The organism is Streptomyces sp. NPDC004609, assembly GCF_042873655.1.
GTDB lineage: Bacteria > Actinomycetota > Actinomycetes > Streptomycetales > Streptomycetaceae > Streptomyces.
Map to the genome: position 1 here is coordinate 25,853 of NZ_JBIALS010000043.1, position 17,222 is coordinate 43,074.

A 17,222-nucleotide genomic window follows, 5' to 3' on the forward strand; every position below is an offset into this window, starting at 1 on the left:
CGGACCGGTTCCGAGGAGTCCGAAGAGCCCGAGGAGGAGGACGAGTGAGCGAGACCTACTACGAGTTCGGCACCGCCGCCGAGCGGTGGGACCGTGCACAGCTGTTCTTCGACGCCAAGGAGTATCAGACGTCGGCCCGGATCCTGCGGGGTCTGGTCGCCGAGGCGCCGGAGCAGGTGGCGCAGCGGCTGCTGCTCGCCCGTGCCTACTTCCACTCGGCCCAGCTGGGCCGGGCGGAGAGCGAGCTGCGTGCCGTACTGGAGCTGAACCCGGTGGAGCACTACGCCCGGCTGATGCTCGGCCGCACGCTGGAGCGCCAGGGGCGGCCGGGGGACGCGGCGCCGCATCTGCGGATGGCCGCGGCGATGTCCGGGGACTGAGCCCGCGGGCCGGACCGGTCCCTCCGAGGCGTACGGCCCGCCCGCCCGGGCGGGCCGTATCCCTTCCGCCGCCGGCCGCCGACGTCCGCCCCTGACGGCGGCGGCCGGGCCGCGCGGACCGGGCAGGCCATCCGGTCGCACGGAACGAATCGGGCGGGCGGGCCGCCCGGGTCCGGGGTACGGCGACGGGGCGGCACGGGCCTCGCCGGAGCGGCGGATCGGGCAGTGGCGACCGGGGACCGGCCGGGCTTCCGGGCTTCCGGGCTTCCGGGCTTCCGGGCTTCCGGGCTTCCGGGCTTCCGGGCTTCCGGGCTTCCGGGCTTCCGGGCTTCCGGGCTTCCGGGCGGTGAACGACCCGGCCCGGATCCAGACCCCGGACGTCTCAATCATCGGCGAATCGATATTTCCCGCCTTGTTCCCACACTGCGAGACTCGACGGAAGCTCCCGCCCTGCCACGAGCCGTCCACCCGTCATGTCAAGCAACCGAGGAGCCCGGTCATGGGACTTCGCTACGACTCCTTCTACATCGGCGGCGCATGGGTCCGGCCCCGTACGGACCGCGTGATCGTGCCGGTGAACGCCAGCACGGAGGAGCCGCTGGGGCAGGTACCGGAAGGTGTCGAGGCCGATATCGACACGGCGGTGGCCGCCGCGCGCCGGGCTTTCGACGAGCCCGGGGGCTGGAGCGACTGGGAGCCGGCGCGGCGCGCCGAGGTGATGGAGCGGCTCGCTCTCGCGATCGACAAGCGCGCCGACGACTTCGTGGAGCGGGTCAGCGCCCAGAACGGCATGCCCGTGGCGGTCGCCCGTCAGCTGGAGGTCGGCTATCCGAGCGCGGTCCTGCGCTACTACGCCGGGCTCGCGCGCGAGGCCGCTTTCGAGGAGACCCGGGCCGGTTTCTTCGGCGGCTCGATCGAGGTCCGGAAGGGACCCGTCGGCGTGGTCGCCGCCATCGTGCCGTGGAACTTCCCCCAGGCTCTTTCCATGTTCAAGTTCGCGCCCGCGATGGCGGCCGGATGCACGCTCGTCATGAAGCCGTCGCCCGAGACCGTCCTCGATGCCTTTCTGATGGCGGAGGCGGCCGAGGAGGCGGGTGTCCCGGCCGGCGTCGTCAACATCGTCCCGGCGGACCGTGCGGCGGGCGCGCATCTGGTCGCGCACCCCGGTGTCGACAAGGTGGCGTTCACCGGCTCCACGGCCGCGGGCCGCTCGGTCGCCGAGACCTGCGGGCGCCTGCTGCGCCCGGTCACCCTGGAGCTGGGCGGCAAGTCCGCGGCGATCGTCCTGGACGACGCGGAGCTGGACCTGGAGCGGATCGGCGAGGGGCTGTTCGGCGCCACGCTCCTCAACAACGGCCAGACCTGTTTCCTCGGTACCCGTGTCCTCGCCCCGCGCTCCCGCTACCCGGAGGTCGTGGACGCCTTCACCGCACTGGCCGAGTCCCTGCGGGTCGGGGACGCGAGTAACCCGGCGACCCGTATCGGGCCCCTGGCGACCGCGCGCCAGCGTGAACGCGTCGAGTCGTTCATCGCCCGGGGACGGGCCGGCGGAGCACGGCTGACGACCGGCGGCGGGCGCCCCGAGGGCCTGGACCGCGGCTGGTTCGTCCGGCCCACCGTGTTCGCCGACGTCGACAACGGCGCCGTCATCGCCCGCGAGGAGATCTTCGGCCCGGTGCTCTCGCTCATCCCCTACGACGACGTCGACGACGCCGTCCGGATAGCCAACGACTCCGACTTCGGTCTCGGCGGCACCGTCTGGACCGCCGACCCCGAGCGCGGTGCCGCGGTCGCCCGCCGGGTCCGTACGGGCACGATCGGCGTCAACCGCTACATCCCCGACCCCGCGGCGCCGTTCGGAGGCATCAAGTCCAGCGGGCTGGGCCGCGAACTGGGCCCGGAGGGGCTGGCCTCGTACCAGCAGTCGCAGACCGTCTATCTGTGACCCGTTCCGCCGGCCCGGCCCCACGGGGCCGGCGGACCCTCCGGGCCCGGTACGGGACGGGTACGTGCCCATGGGCCTCCCGGGCAGCACGTGTCCGCGCCGGTGACCCGCTCCGGCCCGGCCTCTCCGGCCGGGCCGCTCCACGGGGCGTCAGGCCGCGCCCGTTCACCCCGTGCGGTGCTGCCTACTGGACGTCGACACCGTGGGCACGGGCCAGGCCGTCGAGCCCCTCGGCCCAGCCCTGTCCGATCGCGCGCATCTTCCACACCGGGAGGCCGTCCCGGCTGTGCCGGTAGAGCTCGGCGACGACCATGGCGCGTACGTCCGGGTCGCTCGGCGGCTGGAACGCCCAGGTGGCCCCGGTGCCGCACTCCATGCGCAGTGAAGCGTGGGTGAGGGCGGCGCAGGTGTGGTCCGACTCGACGTTCATGTTGACCGCCACGGCGACGCGCCGGACCCCCGCGGGCAGGGCGGCCAGATGAACGGTCGCGCTCTCGACGGTGTCCGGGCCCTCTGTGTGCCTGCCCAGCAGCCGGGCCGCGCCCGCGGCCGCCGACGGCTGGTTGTAGAAGACGAAGTCCTCGTCGCCACCGACCCGTCCGTCGCCGTCGGTCAGGAACAGCGTCAGATCGGCGTCGGCTCCCGCGAAGGCGAACGCGATCAGCAGCCCCTGCCACGCCTCCTCCGGAAGCGTCAGGGTCTGCCCCGGGACGAGCGACACGGGCACCTGACGCTGCATGACCACCGTGGGAGCCGTCGGTGAGGCGACGATCCCTTCCCGCCACTGGGCGAACGGCATGATCCAGTACGGGTCCGAGGGCGGCTCGGTATCACCGTACGAGGGGCGGTCGCGCAGCCCGATGTCCAGATGGGCGAGGGTGGACGCACCGGGGTCCGGATCGTCCTCGGCGTGGTCCAGCAGTTCCTGGAGGCCGGGCAGCCCACGGGTGTCCAGGGGCCTGACCGTGCTGGAGATGTTCCCGGCCGCGGTTCTCCTGACGGAGCAGAGCACGTCCTCGCCGATGTCCAGGAACCGCAGCGCGTCGTCGGCCCCGTGGCCGCTCACGCTCTCGACGGCCCGGCGTGTCCAGCGGCCGTACGCCACCACACCGAGCCGGCGGGTCTCGGGCATCCGGGTCAGTACGGCCAGATTCACGGCGGTGATGCCCGGAGCGGTCGCGAACCCCTCCTTGAGGGTGGCGATCACGTTGGAGCCCATGACGGTCAGCCACCGCTCGGTGCGTTCCCGCTTGTTGAGATCCTTCAGCGTCGGCCGGCCTGCGGGGGTGAGCCCCGGCGCCTGCGTCGGCAGGGAGTCGAGGTCCTGCTGCCGCATCACGACGGACATCACCGAGCCCTCCACGCCGACGGCGCAGCCCGCGGCCGGATTGTCGGAGAACGCCGCGTTCACCGCCTCGCAGACGGTCTCCTCGTCATTGCCCGTCAGCGCCCGCCACCATTCGTCGGCCTCGGACATCAGCTGCTCGTGCGCGCTGCGCAGGCGCGACCGCTGGTCGACCAGATACACGGGGGCGTCCCGCTCCGCCCGTTCCCTGCCCGCCGTCCGCTCGGAACGCGCGAACATGCCGATCCCCCGCAGATGGAACGCCTCGGCCTCGGCGCGCGCCCACTCCGGCCCCAGCTCCGGCGGCCCGGCCACGACGGGCGGGCGGGCCGGCGGGAAGTTCTGCAGATGCACGTTCGTCATGCGCTGCCACAACTGCTGCAACTCGACGATCGCCGCGTCCCGCTGCGCCTCCTGCTCCGCCCGCTCGGCCCGCCGCCGCGCCCGGTCCAGTTCCTCGGCCGACGGCGCGACATCGCGGACCGGCGGAGTACGCCGGGTACTTGTGCCCGCACGCGCGGGACCCGGAGGTCCCGCGGGGCTCCCGGATCCCCGGGGGCGCGGCGACGAGGACACCCGCAGGGGCCCCAGCGCGGACGAGAACCGGGTTCCCCCGCTTCCCACACCCACCCGGGCCACGTGTGGCCCGACGGACACCCGGACCCCGCGGGTCGACACCCGCACACTCATCCCCGGTACACCGACACGAAAACCGAACCCCATGGTGCATCCCTCCCCGGCACGATTCTGTCACTACCGCACCGCGCGCATCCCGGGGACGCGGAAGGAACCGGGGCCGGGGATGTGCGGCACGCCCAGGCCGTACCGTCGCGGACGGCCGGGCACAACGGCCGTGGGCACGTTCGCCCCTGCGGCCCGAAGGAGAATTCCGGCGACCTCACGACGGCAGGCGGGGCGGGAGGAGTGGCTGTTCAGCGTCCGGAAGCGTCGACGAGAACGCCCCGCCCGCCGGGGCGAGCGAGGGTGATCCGGTGTCCCGCCGCGGCCGGCAGGTGGTCCGCGCGGGTGAATGGCGGGAACATGGATGGTGAAGCCGGGTGACCGCTGGGCGAGCCCGCCACCGTGAACGGTGTGCGGAGGATGCCGTGAGGGCCGCGGGACCACCCGCGCGGTATCGACAGGCGCCGTGGTTGTTCCGCGACGGCCGAGCCGTCGGACCGGCTCGCGCGGTCGTCCGCCGGGCCGCCCTCGTCGACCGCCGAGGGTCCTTCGACGACGCGCGGCCCTCCGCCCGCGACATCGCCGAAACGCGTGCCGCCAGCCGCCCGGAACGCTTCACCACCGAGCCGGGGAAGGCGGCCCGCGGGCCGTCGCCGCCCCGACCGCACGACCGGGAGGAGGTCCGTCGTGACGCAGCGCACGACCGTACGGCGGCTGATGAACGAGTACGGGCGTACCCACGCCGAGGAAGCGGGCATCCGGCTGCGGAACACACCTGCGCCGCTGTACCGGCTGCTGACCCTCTGCGTGCTGTTCTCGATCCGTATCAAGGCCGACATCGCGGTGGCCGCGGCCCGCGAACTGTCCGAGGCCGGGATGCGCACACCACAGACGATGGCGGCCGCCTCCTGGCAGGACCGGGTGGACGCGCTCGGCCGCGCACACTACCGGCGCTACGACGAGAGCACGGCGACCGCGCTGGGTGCCGGGGCCTCACTCGTCCTCGACCGGTACCGCGGAGACCTGCGGCGGCTGCGCGACGAGGCGGGCGGGGACCCGGCCCGGATACGGGAGTTGCTGCGGGAGGTCCCGCGGATCGGGCCGGTGGGGGCGGACATCTTCTGCCGGGAGGCACAAGGCGTGTGGCCCGAGCTGCGCCCGTCGTTCGACGGCCGGGCCCGCCACGCCGCCGCCGGGCTCGGGCTCCCGACGGAGCCCGAAGTCCTCGCGCGCCTCGTCGCCACCGACGACCTGCCGAAACTGGCTGCCGCCCTGGTCCGGGTCGAGCTCTCCAAAAAAGCCGCCGGCGACCTGCTCAGGACCGGCTGAGACCGCGAACGGCGACGGGAGCCGGGGGCAGACGCCGGGCATCACGGCGACCGGACGGCGGCCGACGGAAGCCTGGGGCAACCGTCCGCCGCCCCCATCGGAGCGCCTGCGTTGCCCGCCGTGGACGAATCCGTCGGCTGGCACACCGTGCCCGGGCCGGCGACGGAAAAGCGGCGGTCGGCACCGGTCGGGCATCGCCCAACCGTCGCAGGGAGGTTCGGCCGTCACGGTGGGTGTGACGGCCGCGGTGTGTGTGGGCGGCTGTCAGCCCCGGTACCCCTCCAGCAGCCGCCGTAAAGGACACACCATAGCCCCGGACTGGTGGAACGGCCGAGTAGACGCCGGGCCAATTCTCACCGCTTGCGGCTCCCCCCTGCAACCGGTTCCTCCTCCGCCGCAGCCGTCGGCACTGGTGCTCCACACGCTGCGGCGACCGCGTCCGCGCAGCCCGCGCCTACGCCCGCCGCAACGGCCACCACGACCCGGCGGACGAGGACGCGGCCGATGCCTCTTCGTCAAGATCACCAAGCGGACCATGACGGCCCGGTGATCTGCCCGCCGCCCGCCCGGGACGCCCGTCCCGGGCGGTAACGACGCAATCGGCTCCCCCGGGGAGTTCGTCAGTTCCTACTGGCGCGCCCCGCCCGATTCCCGCCGGGAATGACAGCGGATCCGCCCTCCTGACCCGAGCCGTCGGACGCTCCCCGGCGGTCCGTGCGCGGGAAGCCGTTCCGGCGGGCCAGGAAGACCGTGAGGGCGGAGACCGCGAGGAGCCCGGCCGCCGTCCACGGCAGAGCCGTGGTGCCCACACCCGCGAGGACCGCGCCGCCGAGGAGGGAACCGCCCGCCATGGCGATGTTCCAGCCGGTCACCCAGAGGGAGTTGGCGGTGTCCGGGGCTTGCGGGGCCGCCCTGACGCCCGCGGTCTGCATGAGCGCGGGGATGCCACCGTGCGTCACGCCCCACAGGACCGCGGCCGTGAGGACGACCGTCGTGCTGCCGCCGAAGAGAGCGAGAGCGGTGAGGCACAGGGCCGCGAGGGTCAGGAGGGCCAGCGTCGAGCCCCGCAGCCACCGGTCGGCGGCGGCCCCCGCGATCCACACGCCTGCCGTCGAGCCGAGCCCGAAGACGAACAGCACCACACCGGTGGAGACGGCGAGCTCCGCCCGCTCCACGAAGGGCGCAATGTACGTGTAGAGGACGTAGAAGCCGAGCACCATGGCGATCGAGGCCGCGTTGATGGCGACGATACCGGGCGTGCGGATCGTCGCGAGAATGCCCCGGACCTTCCGGATTCCTCCGGCCGACGCCCCCGGGAGCTGCGGCAGTCGCCACCGCGCCACTCCGGCCAGCACCAGTACGAGACCGGTCAGAACAAGGAACACCCCGCGCCAGCCGATCAGTTCTCCGAGCAGGGTGCCGGCCGGGATGCCGAGCGAGAGCCCGAGGGTCATGCCCGCGAGCGCCGTGGCGATGGCCTTGCCCCCGCGATGCGGAGCGAGGCGGGCCGCGTACGCCGGAACCATCGCCCACAGAACGCCTGCGAAGACGCCGGAGACGACCCGCGCCCCCAGAGTGACGGCGAAGTCGGCCGAAACAGCAGTCACCGCGTTGGTGGCGGCGAAGCCGAGTAGGAGGGCGAGCAGCAGGGTGCGGCGGGGCAGGGCAAGGGTCCAGGCGGTCATCGGGATGGCGGTGACGGCGGCCGCCAGCGCGTAAACGGTCACGAGGAGTCCGGCGCGGGCTTCTGTCACCCCGAGGCTCTCGCTCATACCGGGCAGGACCCCGGCGGGCATCGCCTCGGTCAGGATCGTGATGAAGGCGGCGCCGGAGAGGATGAGCAGGCCGCCGAGCGGCCACGACGGGGTCGGCGCGGGAAGCGTCTCGAGCGGGGATGGGCACGTCGTCGATGTCATGGCCAGACCGTAAAACCCTCACGCTTACGTGAGGGTCAAGCCCAGTCTCCGGCCGCCCTCCGCGCCGCCTTCAGATAGGCGTCGAGAGCGTTACGGTTCCGCACGAGGCAGTGGATGCGCCGGTCGAGCTGTTCACGTTCGGCGGCGACCTGGTCGAGCATCTGTGCGCACGGAACGGGCGGCAGCAGATCGACCGGCCCGTCGAGGTAGGGCAGAATGTCACGGATGATCCGGGTGGGCAGGCCGCAGTCGATCAGCCCCCGGATCTGCCGGACCACCTCGTCCGCACCCTCGCAGTAGTCGCGGTAGCCGTTGCCCGAACGGGCGGGGCGGATCAGGCCCTCCTCCTCGTAGTAGCGCAGCGCGCGCACACTGACTCCGGCCAGCCGGGACAATTCACCGATCCTCACTCACACCCCTCCCGAGATGCCTTACACAGACGTGAAGGTTCACAGTACCTCCGGTACGCCGGGCCCGGCTGTGTCCGGTCTTGATCCAGGCAGCCCCCGGCCTGGCTGAAGGGGGCATGGATGTTGCCATGGGCACGACCGACCCCGCCACCGGCTGACCGCCGGGTCCGATGGCGTCGTTTCCCTCCATTCCACCCTCCGCGCCCGGGCTTCCATCGCGAAGCGGTCCCGTCTTCCGGGTCCTGGACCAGGGCCCGCATGCCCCACTCCCACCGCTCGCAGAAGTCCTCGAAGTCGGTGGCGAGACCGTGGTGGCCCGCCTCCATCCCCGTCATGGACAGCTCGGAGAGGCTCTGGCCGAGGACCGCACCCGAGCCCGATCCTGCCTCCCGCAGCTCGGCGACCGCCGCGCGCAAACCCTTGGTGATCTGCTGGACGCTCGCTCCTTGTTGACGTTCAGGTCCCGGCGCCGGTCATCGGCTCCTGCCCTCGGTGCGTACGGCCACCGCGTCCGGCACGATCACGGGCGCGGGCTGAATCAGCTTCGCGCCCTCCCCGCCGGCGATTTCCACCGCGATCCCGGCGGGTGTGCCGAGCGCCGGTATCACCTCGTCCAGCAGCCGGGCGCCCCGCATCCGCGCGAACTCCCACGCCATTGGTGCTCTGCTCGCAGAGAGTGGTGCCGTCCCAAAGGACACACCGTCACCGAGCGCCACAGGCCGCCCGCCCCATGAGCCGTACGGGCCGCGCACGTGCGGTGAGCGAAGGGCTCATCGCATCAGCGCGTTCCCGGTCCGGGTGAAGTGCCGGCGCCTGCGTGTACGGGTGCGCGTACGGCCTCCACCTGTGCCAGTACGCGGCTGACCGTGCGGGATCGGGCCGGCAGTCGGGGCGACCTGGCCCCGGCCAGGGCGAGCACCATGACCGGGACGGGGCGGCCCGCTAGGGCGTGTATCGAAAGTAGCGCCGTCCGCCCGGAGGGCGGGGCCTGCGGCGTCCGGTGCGTGCAATCGCAAGGCGGAGGGTCGCCCTCGTACTGGACGTACTTGGGTGATTCCGACAACGCAGCGAGTGTGCGTGCTGGGCGTCGCAGGCCAGGCGGGACTTTCGATACACGCCCTAGTACCGACAGCCCGATGAGCAGCGGCCGGCCGGGGAGAGTCGGCAGAGCGAAGTCTCCGAAGGGAACGAGTGCGACGGAAGGCAGGAACCGTCGCCGCGCCCGGCCCGTGTGTGCGCCCGCGAGATCCGTACTGACGGCGAGAGCGGCGGCGGTGTCGGGGAGTTCGGCGTCCACGCCTGCGGGCCACTGGGCCGATGTACTCGCCCAGGCCAGGGCCCGACGGGATCAGCGCATGGGACCGCGACTACCGGGACGGCGCTGGGACGGTGGTCACCGTGCACCCTGCGGACACGCCCCTCCCACAGTCGCGCACCCGAGCGATCCGCATCCGGCACGCGGTCATCGAAGTCGGCTGGGACGCGACCGTCCGATGAATAAAGCCGGTCAGTCGCGGCTGCACACCGGCAGGGATTGCTCCACGCTCAGCTTCTGCAGCTCCTTCAACTGGGCGTCCAGCGAAGCCGGTTCGGCGAGAAAGCGCAGCACCGCCTGCTGGAAGGCGTCCCGCATGGCGCGGGGCATCGCGTCGGAGGCGTCCCAGCAGCGAGTCTGCTCCTGCCTGCCGCGCAGGATGTCGCCGATCTCCTTCTGGGTGGCATCCTGGGCGCTGTCCGGCGCCGCCGCCTCGTTCGCCGAGTGGTCCGGCAGCGCTGCGCCGGTGTCGGCCAGGTAGCGGATCAGCTGCCGCGCCTCCTCGGTCGGGGCCAGCAGGATCGCGAGGTCGCCGGAGACCTCCCAGGCCCCGGCGTCCGGGCCGGTGTCGGGGACGACCTCGGAGGAGTGGACGTAGTCGCCGCCCGCCGCCCGCCAGTGGCCGGCGCGGAAGGACCCCTGGTGCTCCAGGCGCCGGCCCGCGCAGTCCTCCCCGTATCCGGTCGTCAGCGCCCGCACGGCGCGGCCCTGGCCCGCGCCGACCAGTTCGCCCCACGTCATCCATGCCTTCCGTACGGCGGGGTGGGTCCAGTCCAGCCCGCCGTTCGCCCACTTCTCGTAGACCTGCGGTCCGGCCTGCTGGAGCAGGATGTCCTCCACCCAGTCGGTGCCGGGCCAGCCGGAGGTCGCGCCCGACTCCATGCCCAGGCACCAGCGTTCCGGATCGCCCGCCGACTCCACGGTGGGCCGTTCGCCCGAGTACCACACCATGCTCTTCAGGCCGGTCTTGACCGGCAGCCAGTACGTGTTGCGGCCCTCCCGGCCCGGGACCGTCACCTCGGGCGCCCAGATCCGGTCGTAGTGCCCGGCGTCGAACAGGCCGTCCAGCGGCTGGAGCCGGCCGTCGACGGCGTAGGCCAGCAGTTCGCCGGGGCCGGGCAGCACCGCCACGTCCGGCGGGTTCCCGGCCACCATGTCGGCGGCAAGCACCTGGCTGAGCGCGGAGCTGCCCTGGTAGACGACATCGATGCGATACTTCCTCTCGAACGGCTCGATGACGTTCTCCTCGAACTGATCGCGCTCCTCGCCGCTCCAGTTGGCGAGCAGCGTCACCGAGCCCTTCCAGCCCTGGGCCCAGCGCACCCCGGCGAACACTCCGGCTCCGAGCAGGACCAGACAGGCGCAGAGGATGCCCGCCGTGCGGGGTCGTAGCCGTCTCATCGCGGTGCCCTCCATCTGTACTCGGTGATCCGCGGCCACAGCCCCCACACCGTCAGCGCCATCGCCACGGCCCCTCCCAACAGCACCCAGCCGGACAGCGACGCCCAGAAACCGGCATCCGCCAGGGCACTCTGCACCTGGTCGGCGGTCTTGGGAATCCCGTCCGGGTCTTTCTCCCGTACGCGGATCCCGTCGAGGGACCCGCTCATCGCGCGCTGCGCGGTCCACGTGATCCAGCCCAGCACCGGCACGCCGAGTCCGCACACCGCGGTGGCGGCGAGCAGCCGCACCTGCACGGGGCGCCGGAAGCGCCGCCGCAGAAACCGCTGAGTTTCCAGCAGGGCCAGGAGCAGCGCGAGGTACAGCACCGCGACCGTGCTCCACCCGAGCCACAGCTGCCAGGGGAACGCGGCCTGCCGCTCGGCCACGTCGAGTTGCTTGTCGCGCAGGGCGTCGAGGCGGCTCATGACGTCCCCGTCGGTTCCGGGCTCGGACTCAAGGCCGAGCACCCGTTCCGCGTAGTGCAGATAGGCGGTGCTCAGCGCCTGGTGGTCCTCCCGGCCCCATCGCTCCACCCAGCCCGAGTAGACGGCGATCAGCCCGGTGATCGTCTGCAGGTCGTGGCGGCCCTCCACGCCGATGACGTTCTCCGACGCGGTCAGGGCGAGGCTCTGGTGGGCGACCGAGACCTGGGTGTGGAACTCGTCGCTCATGTCGCCTTCCGGCCCGCTGTCGCCGACGATCCGGTGTGCCGTGCCGAGCGCGTTCCGCGCGGTGTCGACGGCGAGGATCCCCGGGGTGCTCGACGACGACAGCGGTACGGTGTCGTCGTGCACGCCCCGGTAGGCGAAGAACAGTACGAGCGTGGCGGCGGCCCCGAGCGTCAGCAGCAGCCGGAGCCTGCGGGTCAGTTCCCGGCCGGTGGTGCTCACGGCCGCCCCGTGAAGCGGTGGCGGCAGGAGGGGCAGAACCGTGCGGTGGCCGGCGCCTGGTGGGAGCAGCTCGGGCATTGCACGGCAGCCCCGCCGCCCGGTCCCGCGGCATCAGTGGCGCTGCCGGTGCCGGACGCGGGACCGTAGGTACTGTGGCTGCTCGCGGTGATCAGGTGCTCGAAGTCGACGGCCGTCACCTCGGAACGCAGTCTGACCTGCCCGGCTCGTGCGTCGTCGATCTCCACCAGCCTGGCCAGTCTGCCGAGTTGCTGATCGGCGCCCATGGCGTGGGCGAGCCGCACGGCCCAGCCGAGGTTCCGCTCCGCCAGGTCGCGCTCGCCGCGGCGGTGCGCGTCGGTCGCGGTCGCGATGGCCTCGCCGAGCCGCTGGTGGTGCTCGAAGTGCTCGACCTGGGCGTCGGTCCGCGCGGAGAGCGCGGGGTTGTCGGTCCAGTGCACCACGCAGGGCTGCGGCGGCGGCAGCCGCACCTCGGCGCCGCCGGGCGCCTCGACGGTGACCACGGCGATCTGGAGGTCCTCGTGGCGCGGCCGGGCGGCCGGGTCGGCGGACAGGCACAGCTGGTAGCGGCGGGTCTCGTCGCCCCAGGCTCGGGTGACGAACCGCTGGGTCCCGCCCTCGGGGATCAGTTGGGCCTCGGTCGGATAGACCTGCTTGAGGTAGCGCACGGCGGCCCCGGCCGTCGGGGTCACGGTGATCTCCAGTTCGGGCACGGTCTTGGTGAGCAGGCGCTCCATCAGCTTCTCGTACTCCGCCGGAAGGGCCGCCTCCTCGTGGACGGAGGAGGCGCTGCCGTGCAGCCGGCGGGTGATGCGCAGCAACTCCCGGCCGTCCCAGCCGTCGCCGATGCCCCACGCGTCGCAGACGAAGCGCCCCGCGCAGGTCTCCAGGACCTCCGCCAGCGGCATCTGCTCGTCGTGCTGGTTCATGCCGTCGGTGAGCAGCAGCACGTGTCCGATGGGCGCGTCCTGCTCGGCCAGAAGCCGATGGGACAGGTCCAGCCAGGCGCCGATGCAGGTGCCGCCGCCCGCGACCAGCCGGTGCACGGCCCGCTCCGCCGCCGCCCGGCTCCGGTCGTCGGCCCGGGCCATGCCGAGGGTGTCGGGGTAGACCACTGCCGCCTTCTCGTTGCCCCGGACCACCGCGAACGGGGTGCCGTCGGACAGCATCCGGATCGCCGCCGCTGCCGCCTGCTGGGCGGCGTGCAGCTTCTCCGGCGGCCAGGTCATCGAGCTGGAGCAGTCCACGGCCAGGACCTGTGCGAGCACCGGGCCGCGGCCACCGCCCTCAGCGCCGTCCACCTGGACGCTGAGGATGGCGTGCATCTGCGGGTCGCTGGCCTCGCTGGACAGGTACTTCCACTGGCTGATCTCCAGTCCGACGGCGACCTGTGCGGTCGCCTCGTCCGCTTCGGGCGTTTCTCTGTCCACTGTGTCCGTACTCCTCGCCCTCGTCGTCGCTTCCTCAGGCCGTACGCCGCCATCCGCGCAGCAGGTCCCGGAACCCGGGGGGCTCGGGGAGCACCGCGTACGCCCGGTCCAGCAGATCGCCGCGCTCGCCGACGCTGCCCGCCTGGTCCGCGAGCCGCTTCAGCGACCGGGACAGCAGGGCGGCCAAGGCCTCCGGGGTGTCCTCGGGCCCGAACAGGTCACCGGCGGGGAAGCCGGTCCCCCATCCAGCGGGCGGACGGCAGGCGAGCGCGTGCTCCCGCACCTCGGTGACCAGCCGGTCCCAGGGCCCGCTGCCGTCCAGGTGCAGCCCGGCCAGCCGCTCGGCCGCCCCGCCCAACTCGGCGGGTCCTGGCCCGGCCCCGCCCGGCAGCCGGCCGGCCAGCAGCCGGACCGCGGCGACGCGCGCGGCGTCGTAGTGCCGTGAGGTCGTCGGCACCTCGTCGAGCACGGCGACGGCCCGGTCCCGCTCGCCCTGGCGCAGATGGACGCGGGCCAGTCCGAAGGCGGCACTGCCCTGGGCGGGGTCCCGCCGCCGGACGGCCTCGTAGTACTCCGAGGCATGCCGCCCGCGGTCCTGCTCCTCGGCGAGCTGTGCCGACTCCTGGTACTCCGCGCAGTACCCGAGGGCCAGCTTCGGCGCGGACTCGCCCGGGAGCGCGTGGTAGGCGGCCGTGAACTCGGCCTCCGCCTCGCGCACCTCCCCGCGCATCAGATGGACCAGGCCTTGGTGCCAGAAGATCCGCCAGTCGTAGTCGCCGCTCCGCCCCTTCGCCGTCCGCACCCACGCGTGGGCCTGGTCCGCCTCATCGGCTTCCAGATACGCGCGGCACAGCCACAGCGCGGCCTCCACGGTGCGCAGCTTCGGGTCCTGGCGCGCCTGCTCCGCGATGCGGTCCGGGCTGTCGGCGGCGAGTCCGCCGAGCAGCACGGCGGCGCCGTCCTCTGCGTCGGGGATCGGGACCGGCAGGGCCAGGGCCGTCTCCCGGGGGTCCGGAGCCCCGACGGGCAACTCCGGCGCCTCGGCTCCGGAGCGGCGCGTCCAGTGCTTCAGCTCCGGGACCGTGCCGAGATCGCTGCCGAAGACCGCCGCGGTCGGCTCGAACCGGGTGGAACGCTCCGGGTACGGCTCGTGCCCGGCGAGCGCCTGATGCTCGCGCAGCACCTCCCACAGCTGGCGGGACATCTCGGCCGCCGAGCCGAACCGGGCGGCCGGGTCCGGGTGGGTGGCGCGGCGGATCAGCACGTCGAACGAGCGGGCGGCGAGCCCGACGGGCTCCGTGGCACGGGCGGCGAGGGACTTCAGGGTCCGGCCGACGGTGAACAGGTCACTGTCGATGTGGAAGCCGCGCTTATCGAGTTCCGGCCTGCCGGGCGGGAAGCCGTGCGTGTAGGTCAGGACGGAGGTCCGGTCGCCGATCGTTCGAATGGCCCCGAGGTCGATGACCTTGATCCGCCGCCCGTAGTGGATGACGTTCTCGGGCTTCATGTCGCAGTACAGCAGGCCCTGGTCGTGCAAGTACTCCAGGGCGCCGAGGATCATGCAGCCGTAGGTGATCACATGCCCGAACTCCAGTGGGCCGCCGAGCAGCCGGGTCAGCTCCTCGTCCGGGGCGAACCGGATCCAGGCGAGCGAACGGCCGCCGACGTACTCCATCACGATGTAGCCGGTGGGTTCCGGGTCTCCGGTCGCCCGGTGCTGTACATGAGTGATGATGCGGACGATGTCCGGGTGGCGGAGCGTGGTGAGCGAGCGGCGCTCCTCGACGGCCGCGCGCCGGGCCATGGCGTCACCGGTGTTGATCAGCCCTTTGAGGACGACGTGGAGATCCGGCACTCGGGTGTCCTCGGCCAGGTAGATCCAGCCGTGGCCGCCCGCGGCGAGATAGCCGAGCACCTTGTAGTGGTCGCCGACCACGTCGCCGGGGCGCAGTTTCGGCCTGAACGAGTACTCCGTACCGCACTCCGGGCAGAACCCGTGGTCGGGGGGCGGGTCGCCGCCGTACGAAACCCCGATGGTGCCGACGCAGTTGTCCACGCCGCAGCGTCGGCCGCCGGTGGGCGGCTGGGCGGTGGTGTCGGCGGCCTCCGAGGGGTCGGGGGAGGGGAGATACGGCAGGACCGGCAGGCCGTCGCGGTCCAGCTCTCCGGCGGCCGGGCTGGAGGAGCGGCGTGGGGGATCGGGCTGCTCGGCTTCGGGCTGTTCCGGTGCCGGGGCGGGCGGGGCCTTGGGGGCGGCGGGGCGGCGGAAGCATGTGTCGCAGAAGCCGGTCACCATGATGCGGCCGCTCTGGCAGCCGGGTCTGACACATACCGCGGGGGTCATGACGGCGAACCCCCGAGGTGGCTGCGCCGCTGCCCGTCGCGGTCGTCGACCTTGCGCGTGTAGGCGTCCACCGCCGCCTCGGCCGCGCGCACATCGCAGGGCCTGGCCTGGAGCAGGGCGTGCGCCCGGAGATAGAGAGCGTCCACCGCAGGGTCCTCCTTGCCTTGGGCGGAGTGCTGGTGCAGAACGTGGTAGCCGCGCAGGCGCCCGCTCAGTTCGTCGCGCCGGTCGCGGAGCCGGTCGAGGCGGTCGATGTGTCTGGCCAGCCGGGCGGCCACCCACTCGGCCAGCCGCTCGTAGCGGACCCGGTCCGGGCCCCGGCCCGGGTCGTCCTCCACGCGGGTGAGGTCGGCGAGGGCGGCGTGGGCGGCCACCAGGTCCGAGTCCATGGGCCGGATGCCGTCGGCTACCACGGCGGCCCGGCGCTCGTAGAGGGCCCCGGCGAGCGGCCCGGTGATCTCCCTCAGCCGCTCGACGAGCTGTGCTCGGCGCTCGCGCGCAGGCCGGATCAGCAGCTCGTCGCGGGCGCGGCGGTGCAGAGCACCGGCCGTGCGGAAGACGAGCAGCAGCCTGCTGCCCCCGGCGCGCAGCACTTCCAGCAGATCGAGGAGGGCAGGGGGATCCACGGCCTCGTCGACGCCGACGACGACAAGGCTGAGAGTGGCCTTGGCGTCCCGGATCCGATCGGTCGCCAAGTCCGCCGAGTGCTGCCGGAGCCCCATGCGCTCGGAGATCCGCTCGGCGATCTCGGCGCAGGTGAGCCCGTCGGCGTCCACCGCCAGATCGTGGCCGCCGGCCGAGGGGACCGTGCCCGGTGGATCGAGCGAGGCGCGATGGACGGACGCGGAGGTGCGCAACTCCCGGTCGGCGAGGGTGATGGCACGGCGCAGCGTGGCGGCCCGGGCGCCGTCGCCGGGCCGGACGACGCTCATCTTCACCTGCTGCCCGTCGTCCCGCAACCAGGCGGCGAGGCGGTGGGCGAACGGTTCGTCGAGCAGGGTGTCGGATGCGTCGTCGCCGGTGGATCTGAGCCGGTCGTCGACCGCGGTCCGGCCCACCGTGAACGGGTGGACGTGGTGCAGATGCCGGACGATGGTCTCGGCCGGGGTCATGAAGGAGAACAGGTTCCCGTGTGCGTCCTTCTGCCCGGTCAGCACCATGCCGAAGACCTCGCCGGTCAGGCTGTCGGCGACGCCCGCGCCGCTGCATCCGGGGCTGGCCAGCTCACCGGGGCTGGTCGGGATGAGCTGCACCTGCCCGTCGCGTCCGCAGCCGCCGACGACGGTGGCCCGGAACCAGATGCCGCCGTTGTGATCCTCGGGGAAACCGTACATCCGCACGTCACGGTTGGACGCGGACAACCGGTGGAGCCGTACCGCTTCTTCGGCGGGCCTGGGCCGTTCCAACCTCAGCAGCGCGACATCCCCGCTGGGATCGCCGTCGGCGTCCTGGGTCTCCGGCACATAGGCGTCCCCGTCCACCCAGGCCGCCACCGAGGGGACGCTGTGACCGGTGGCGCCGACGAACTCCGTGGTGATCCGTCCCGCCGCCGCGTCCACCACATGAGCACAGGTGAGGACCCGGTCGGGGCTCAGCAGAATGCCGGCCCCCACGATTTCCCCGTCCGCTCCCCGGATCCGCGCCGCCCAGCTGGGCGTCTCCATCGACGAAGCGGCCCAGACTCCCCCGCCAGCAGCCATATCGAAACTATACGGGCGCCTGCTCCTGTCGCATACTGACGGGACAGAGGATCAACATGCCTACTGTGGAGGCGAG

At 72.9% G+C, this 17,222-nt stretch carries 12 protein-coding genes and 1 pseudogene; 4 read left to right on the forward strand and 9 right to left on the reverse strand.

Going from position 1 to position 17,222, the window contains the following annotated elements; translation table 11 throughout:
• Positions 1-44 precede the first annotated feature (44 nt).
• Both ACFYT4_RS31080 and ACFYT4_RS31085 read left to right on the forward strand, forming a co-directional pair.
• Entirely contained in the window at positions 45-380 is a 336-nt protein-coding gene (locus tag ACFYT4_RS31080; protein ID WP_389276465.1) for a tetratricopeptide repeat protein, read from the forward strand.
• Positions 381-879: 499 nt separating this feature from the next.
• Complete coding sequence (locus tag ACFYT4_RS31085) at positions 880-2,325, forward strand: aldehyde dehydrogenase (protein ID WP_389276468.1); 1,446 nt, start codon at positions 880-882, stop codon at positions 2,323-2,325.
• A 184-nt stretch (positions 2,326-2,509) separates the two neighbouring features.
• Here ACFYT4_RS31085 and ACFYT4_RS31090 read toward each other — a convergent pair whose 3' ends face one another.
• On the reverse strand, positions 2,510-4,294 hold the full coding sequence (locus ACFYT4_RS31090; RefSeq protein ID WP_389276471.1) for a TerD family protein: 1,785 nt from the start codon (positions 4,292-4,294) through the stop codon (positions 2,510-2,512).
• Positions 4,295-5,038: 744 nt separating this feature from the next.
• Between ACFYT4_RS31090 and ACFYT4_RS31095 the strand changes: the two genes are divergently transcribed.
• Together ACFYT4_RS31095 and ACFYT4_RS31100 are read left to right on the forward strand one after the other, a co-directional pair.
• Positions 5,039-5,680 (forward strand): endonuclease, encoded by a 642-nt coding sequence (locus tag ACFYT4_RS31095; RefSeq protein ID WP_389276474.1) that lies wholly within the window; start codon positions 5,039-5,041, stop codon positions 5,678-5,680.
• A gap of 352 nt (positions 5,681-6,032) precedes the next feature.
• Positions 6,033-6,219, forward strand: a pseudogene (locus ACFYT4_RS31100) (CGNR zinc finger domain-containing protein); the annotation flags it as partial.
• Between the two features lie 81 nt (positions 6,220-6,300).
• Here ACFYT4_RS31100 and ACFYT4_RS31105 read toward each other — a convergent pair.
• The 8 genes from ACFYT4_RS31105 to ACFYT4_RS31140 all read right to left on the reverse strand — a co-directional run bounded on the left by ACFYT4_RS31105 (position 6,301) and on the right by ACFYT4_RS31140 (position 17,146).
• Positions 6,301-7,596 carry an MFS transporter gene (locus ACFYT4_RS31105; protein WP_389276477.1) on the reverse strand — a complete coding sequence of 432 codons (1,296 nt, stop codon included), beginning with the start codon at positions 7,594-7,596 and terminating at the stop codon, positions 6,301-6,303.
• Positions 7,597-7,631: 35 nt separating this feature from the next.
• Positions 7,632-8,006, reverse strand: coding sequence for a MerR family transcriptional regulator (locus ACFYT4_RS31110; protein ID WP_389276479.1), 375 nt, complete (start codon positions 8,004-8,006; stop codon positions 7,632-7,634).
• A gap of 473 nt (positions 8,007-8,479) precedes the next feature.
• Positions 8,480-8,662 carry a hypothetical protein gene (locus ACFYT4_RS31115; RefSeq protein ID WP_389276482.1) on the reverse strand — a complete coding sequence of 61 codons (183 nt, stop codon included), beginning with the start codon at positions 8,660-8,662 and terminating at the stop codon, positions 8,480-8,482.
• 851 nt (positions 8,663-9,513) lie between these two features.
• The gene (locus ACFYT4_RS31120) at positions 9,514-10,722 is read right to left on the reverse strand and encodes an ABC transporter substrate-binding protein (RefSeq protein WP_389276485.1); all 1,209 of its coding nucleotides are present in this window, start codon (positions 10,720-10,722) and stop codon (positions 9,514-9,516) included.
• The gene (locus ACFYT4_RS31125; protein ID WP_389276488.1) at positions 10,719-11,654 is read right to left on the reverse strand and encodes a hypothetical protein; all 936 of its coding nucleotides are present in this window, start codon (positions 11,652-11,654) and stop codon (positions 10,719-10,721) included. The genes ACFYT4_RS31120 and ACFYT4_RS31125 overlap by 4 nt, the downstream gene beginning before the upstream one ends.
• Positions 11,651-13,102, reverse strand: a complete 1,452-nt coding sequence (locus ACFYT4_RS31130) for a VWA domain-containing protein (RefSeq protein ID WP_389276491.1) — start codon at positions 13,100-13,102, stop codon at positions 11,651-11,653. The genes ACFYT4_RS31125 and ACFYT4_RS31130 overlap by 4 nt, the downstream gene beginning before the upstream one ends.
• Before the next feature lie 34 nt (positions 13,103-13,136).
• The gene (locus ACFYT4_RS31135; protein WP_389276494.1) at positions 13,137-15,446 is read right to left on the reverse strand and encodes a tetratricopeptide repeat protein; all 2,310 of its coding nucleotides are present in this window, start codon (positions 15,444-15,446) and stop codon (positions 13,137-13,139) included.
• Positions 15,443-17,146 carry a trypsin-like serine peptidase gene (locus ACFYT4_RS31140; RefSeq protein ID WP_389276497.1) on the reverse strand — a complete coding sequence of 568 codons (1,704 nt, stop codon included), beginning with the start codon at positions 17,144-17,146 and terminating at the stop codon, positions 15,443-15,445. Before ACFYT4_RS31140 ends, ACFYT4_RS31135 begins: the two co-directional genes overlap by 4 nt.
• Between the last annotated feature and the right edge of the window lie 76 nt (positions 17,147-17,222).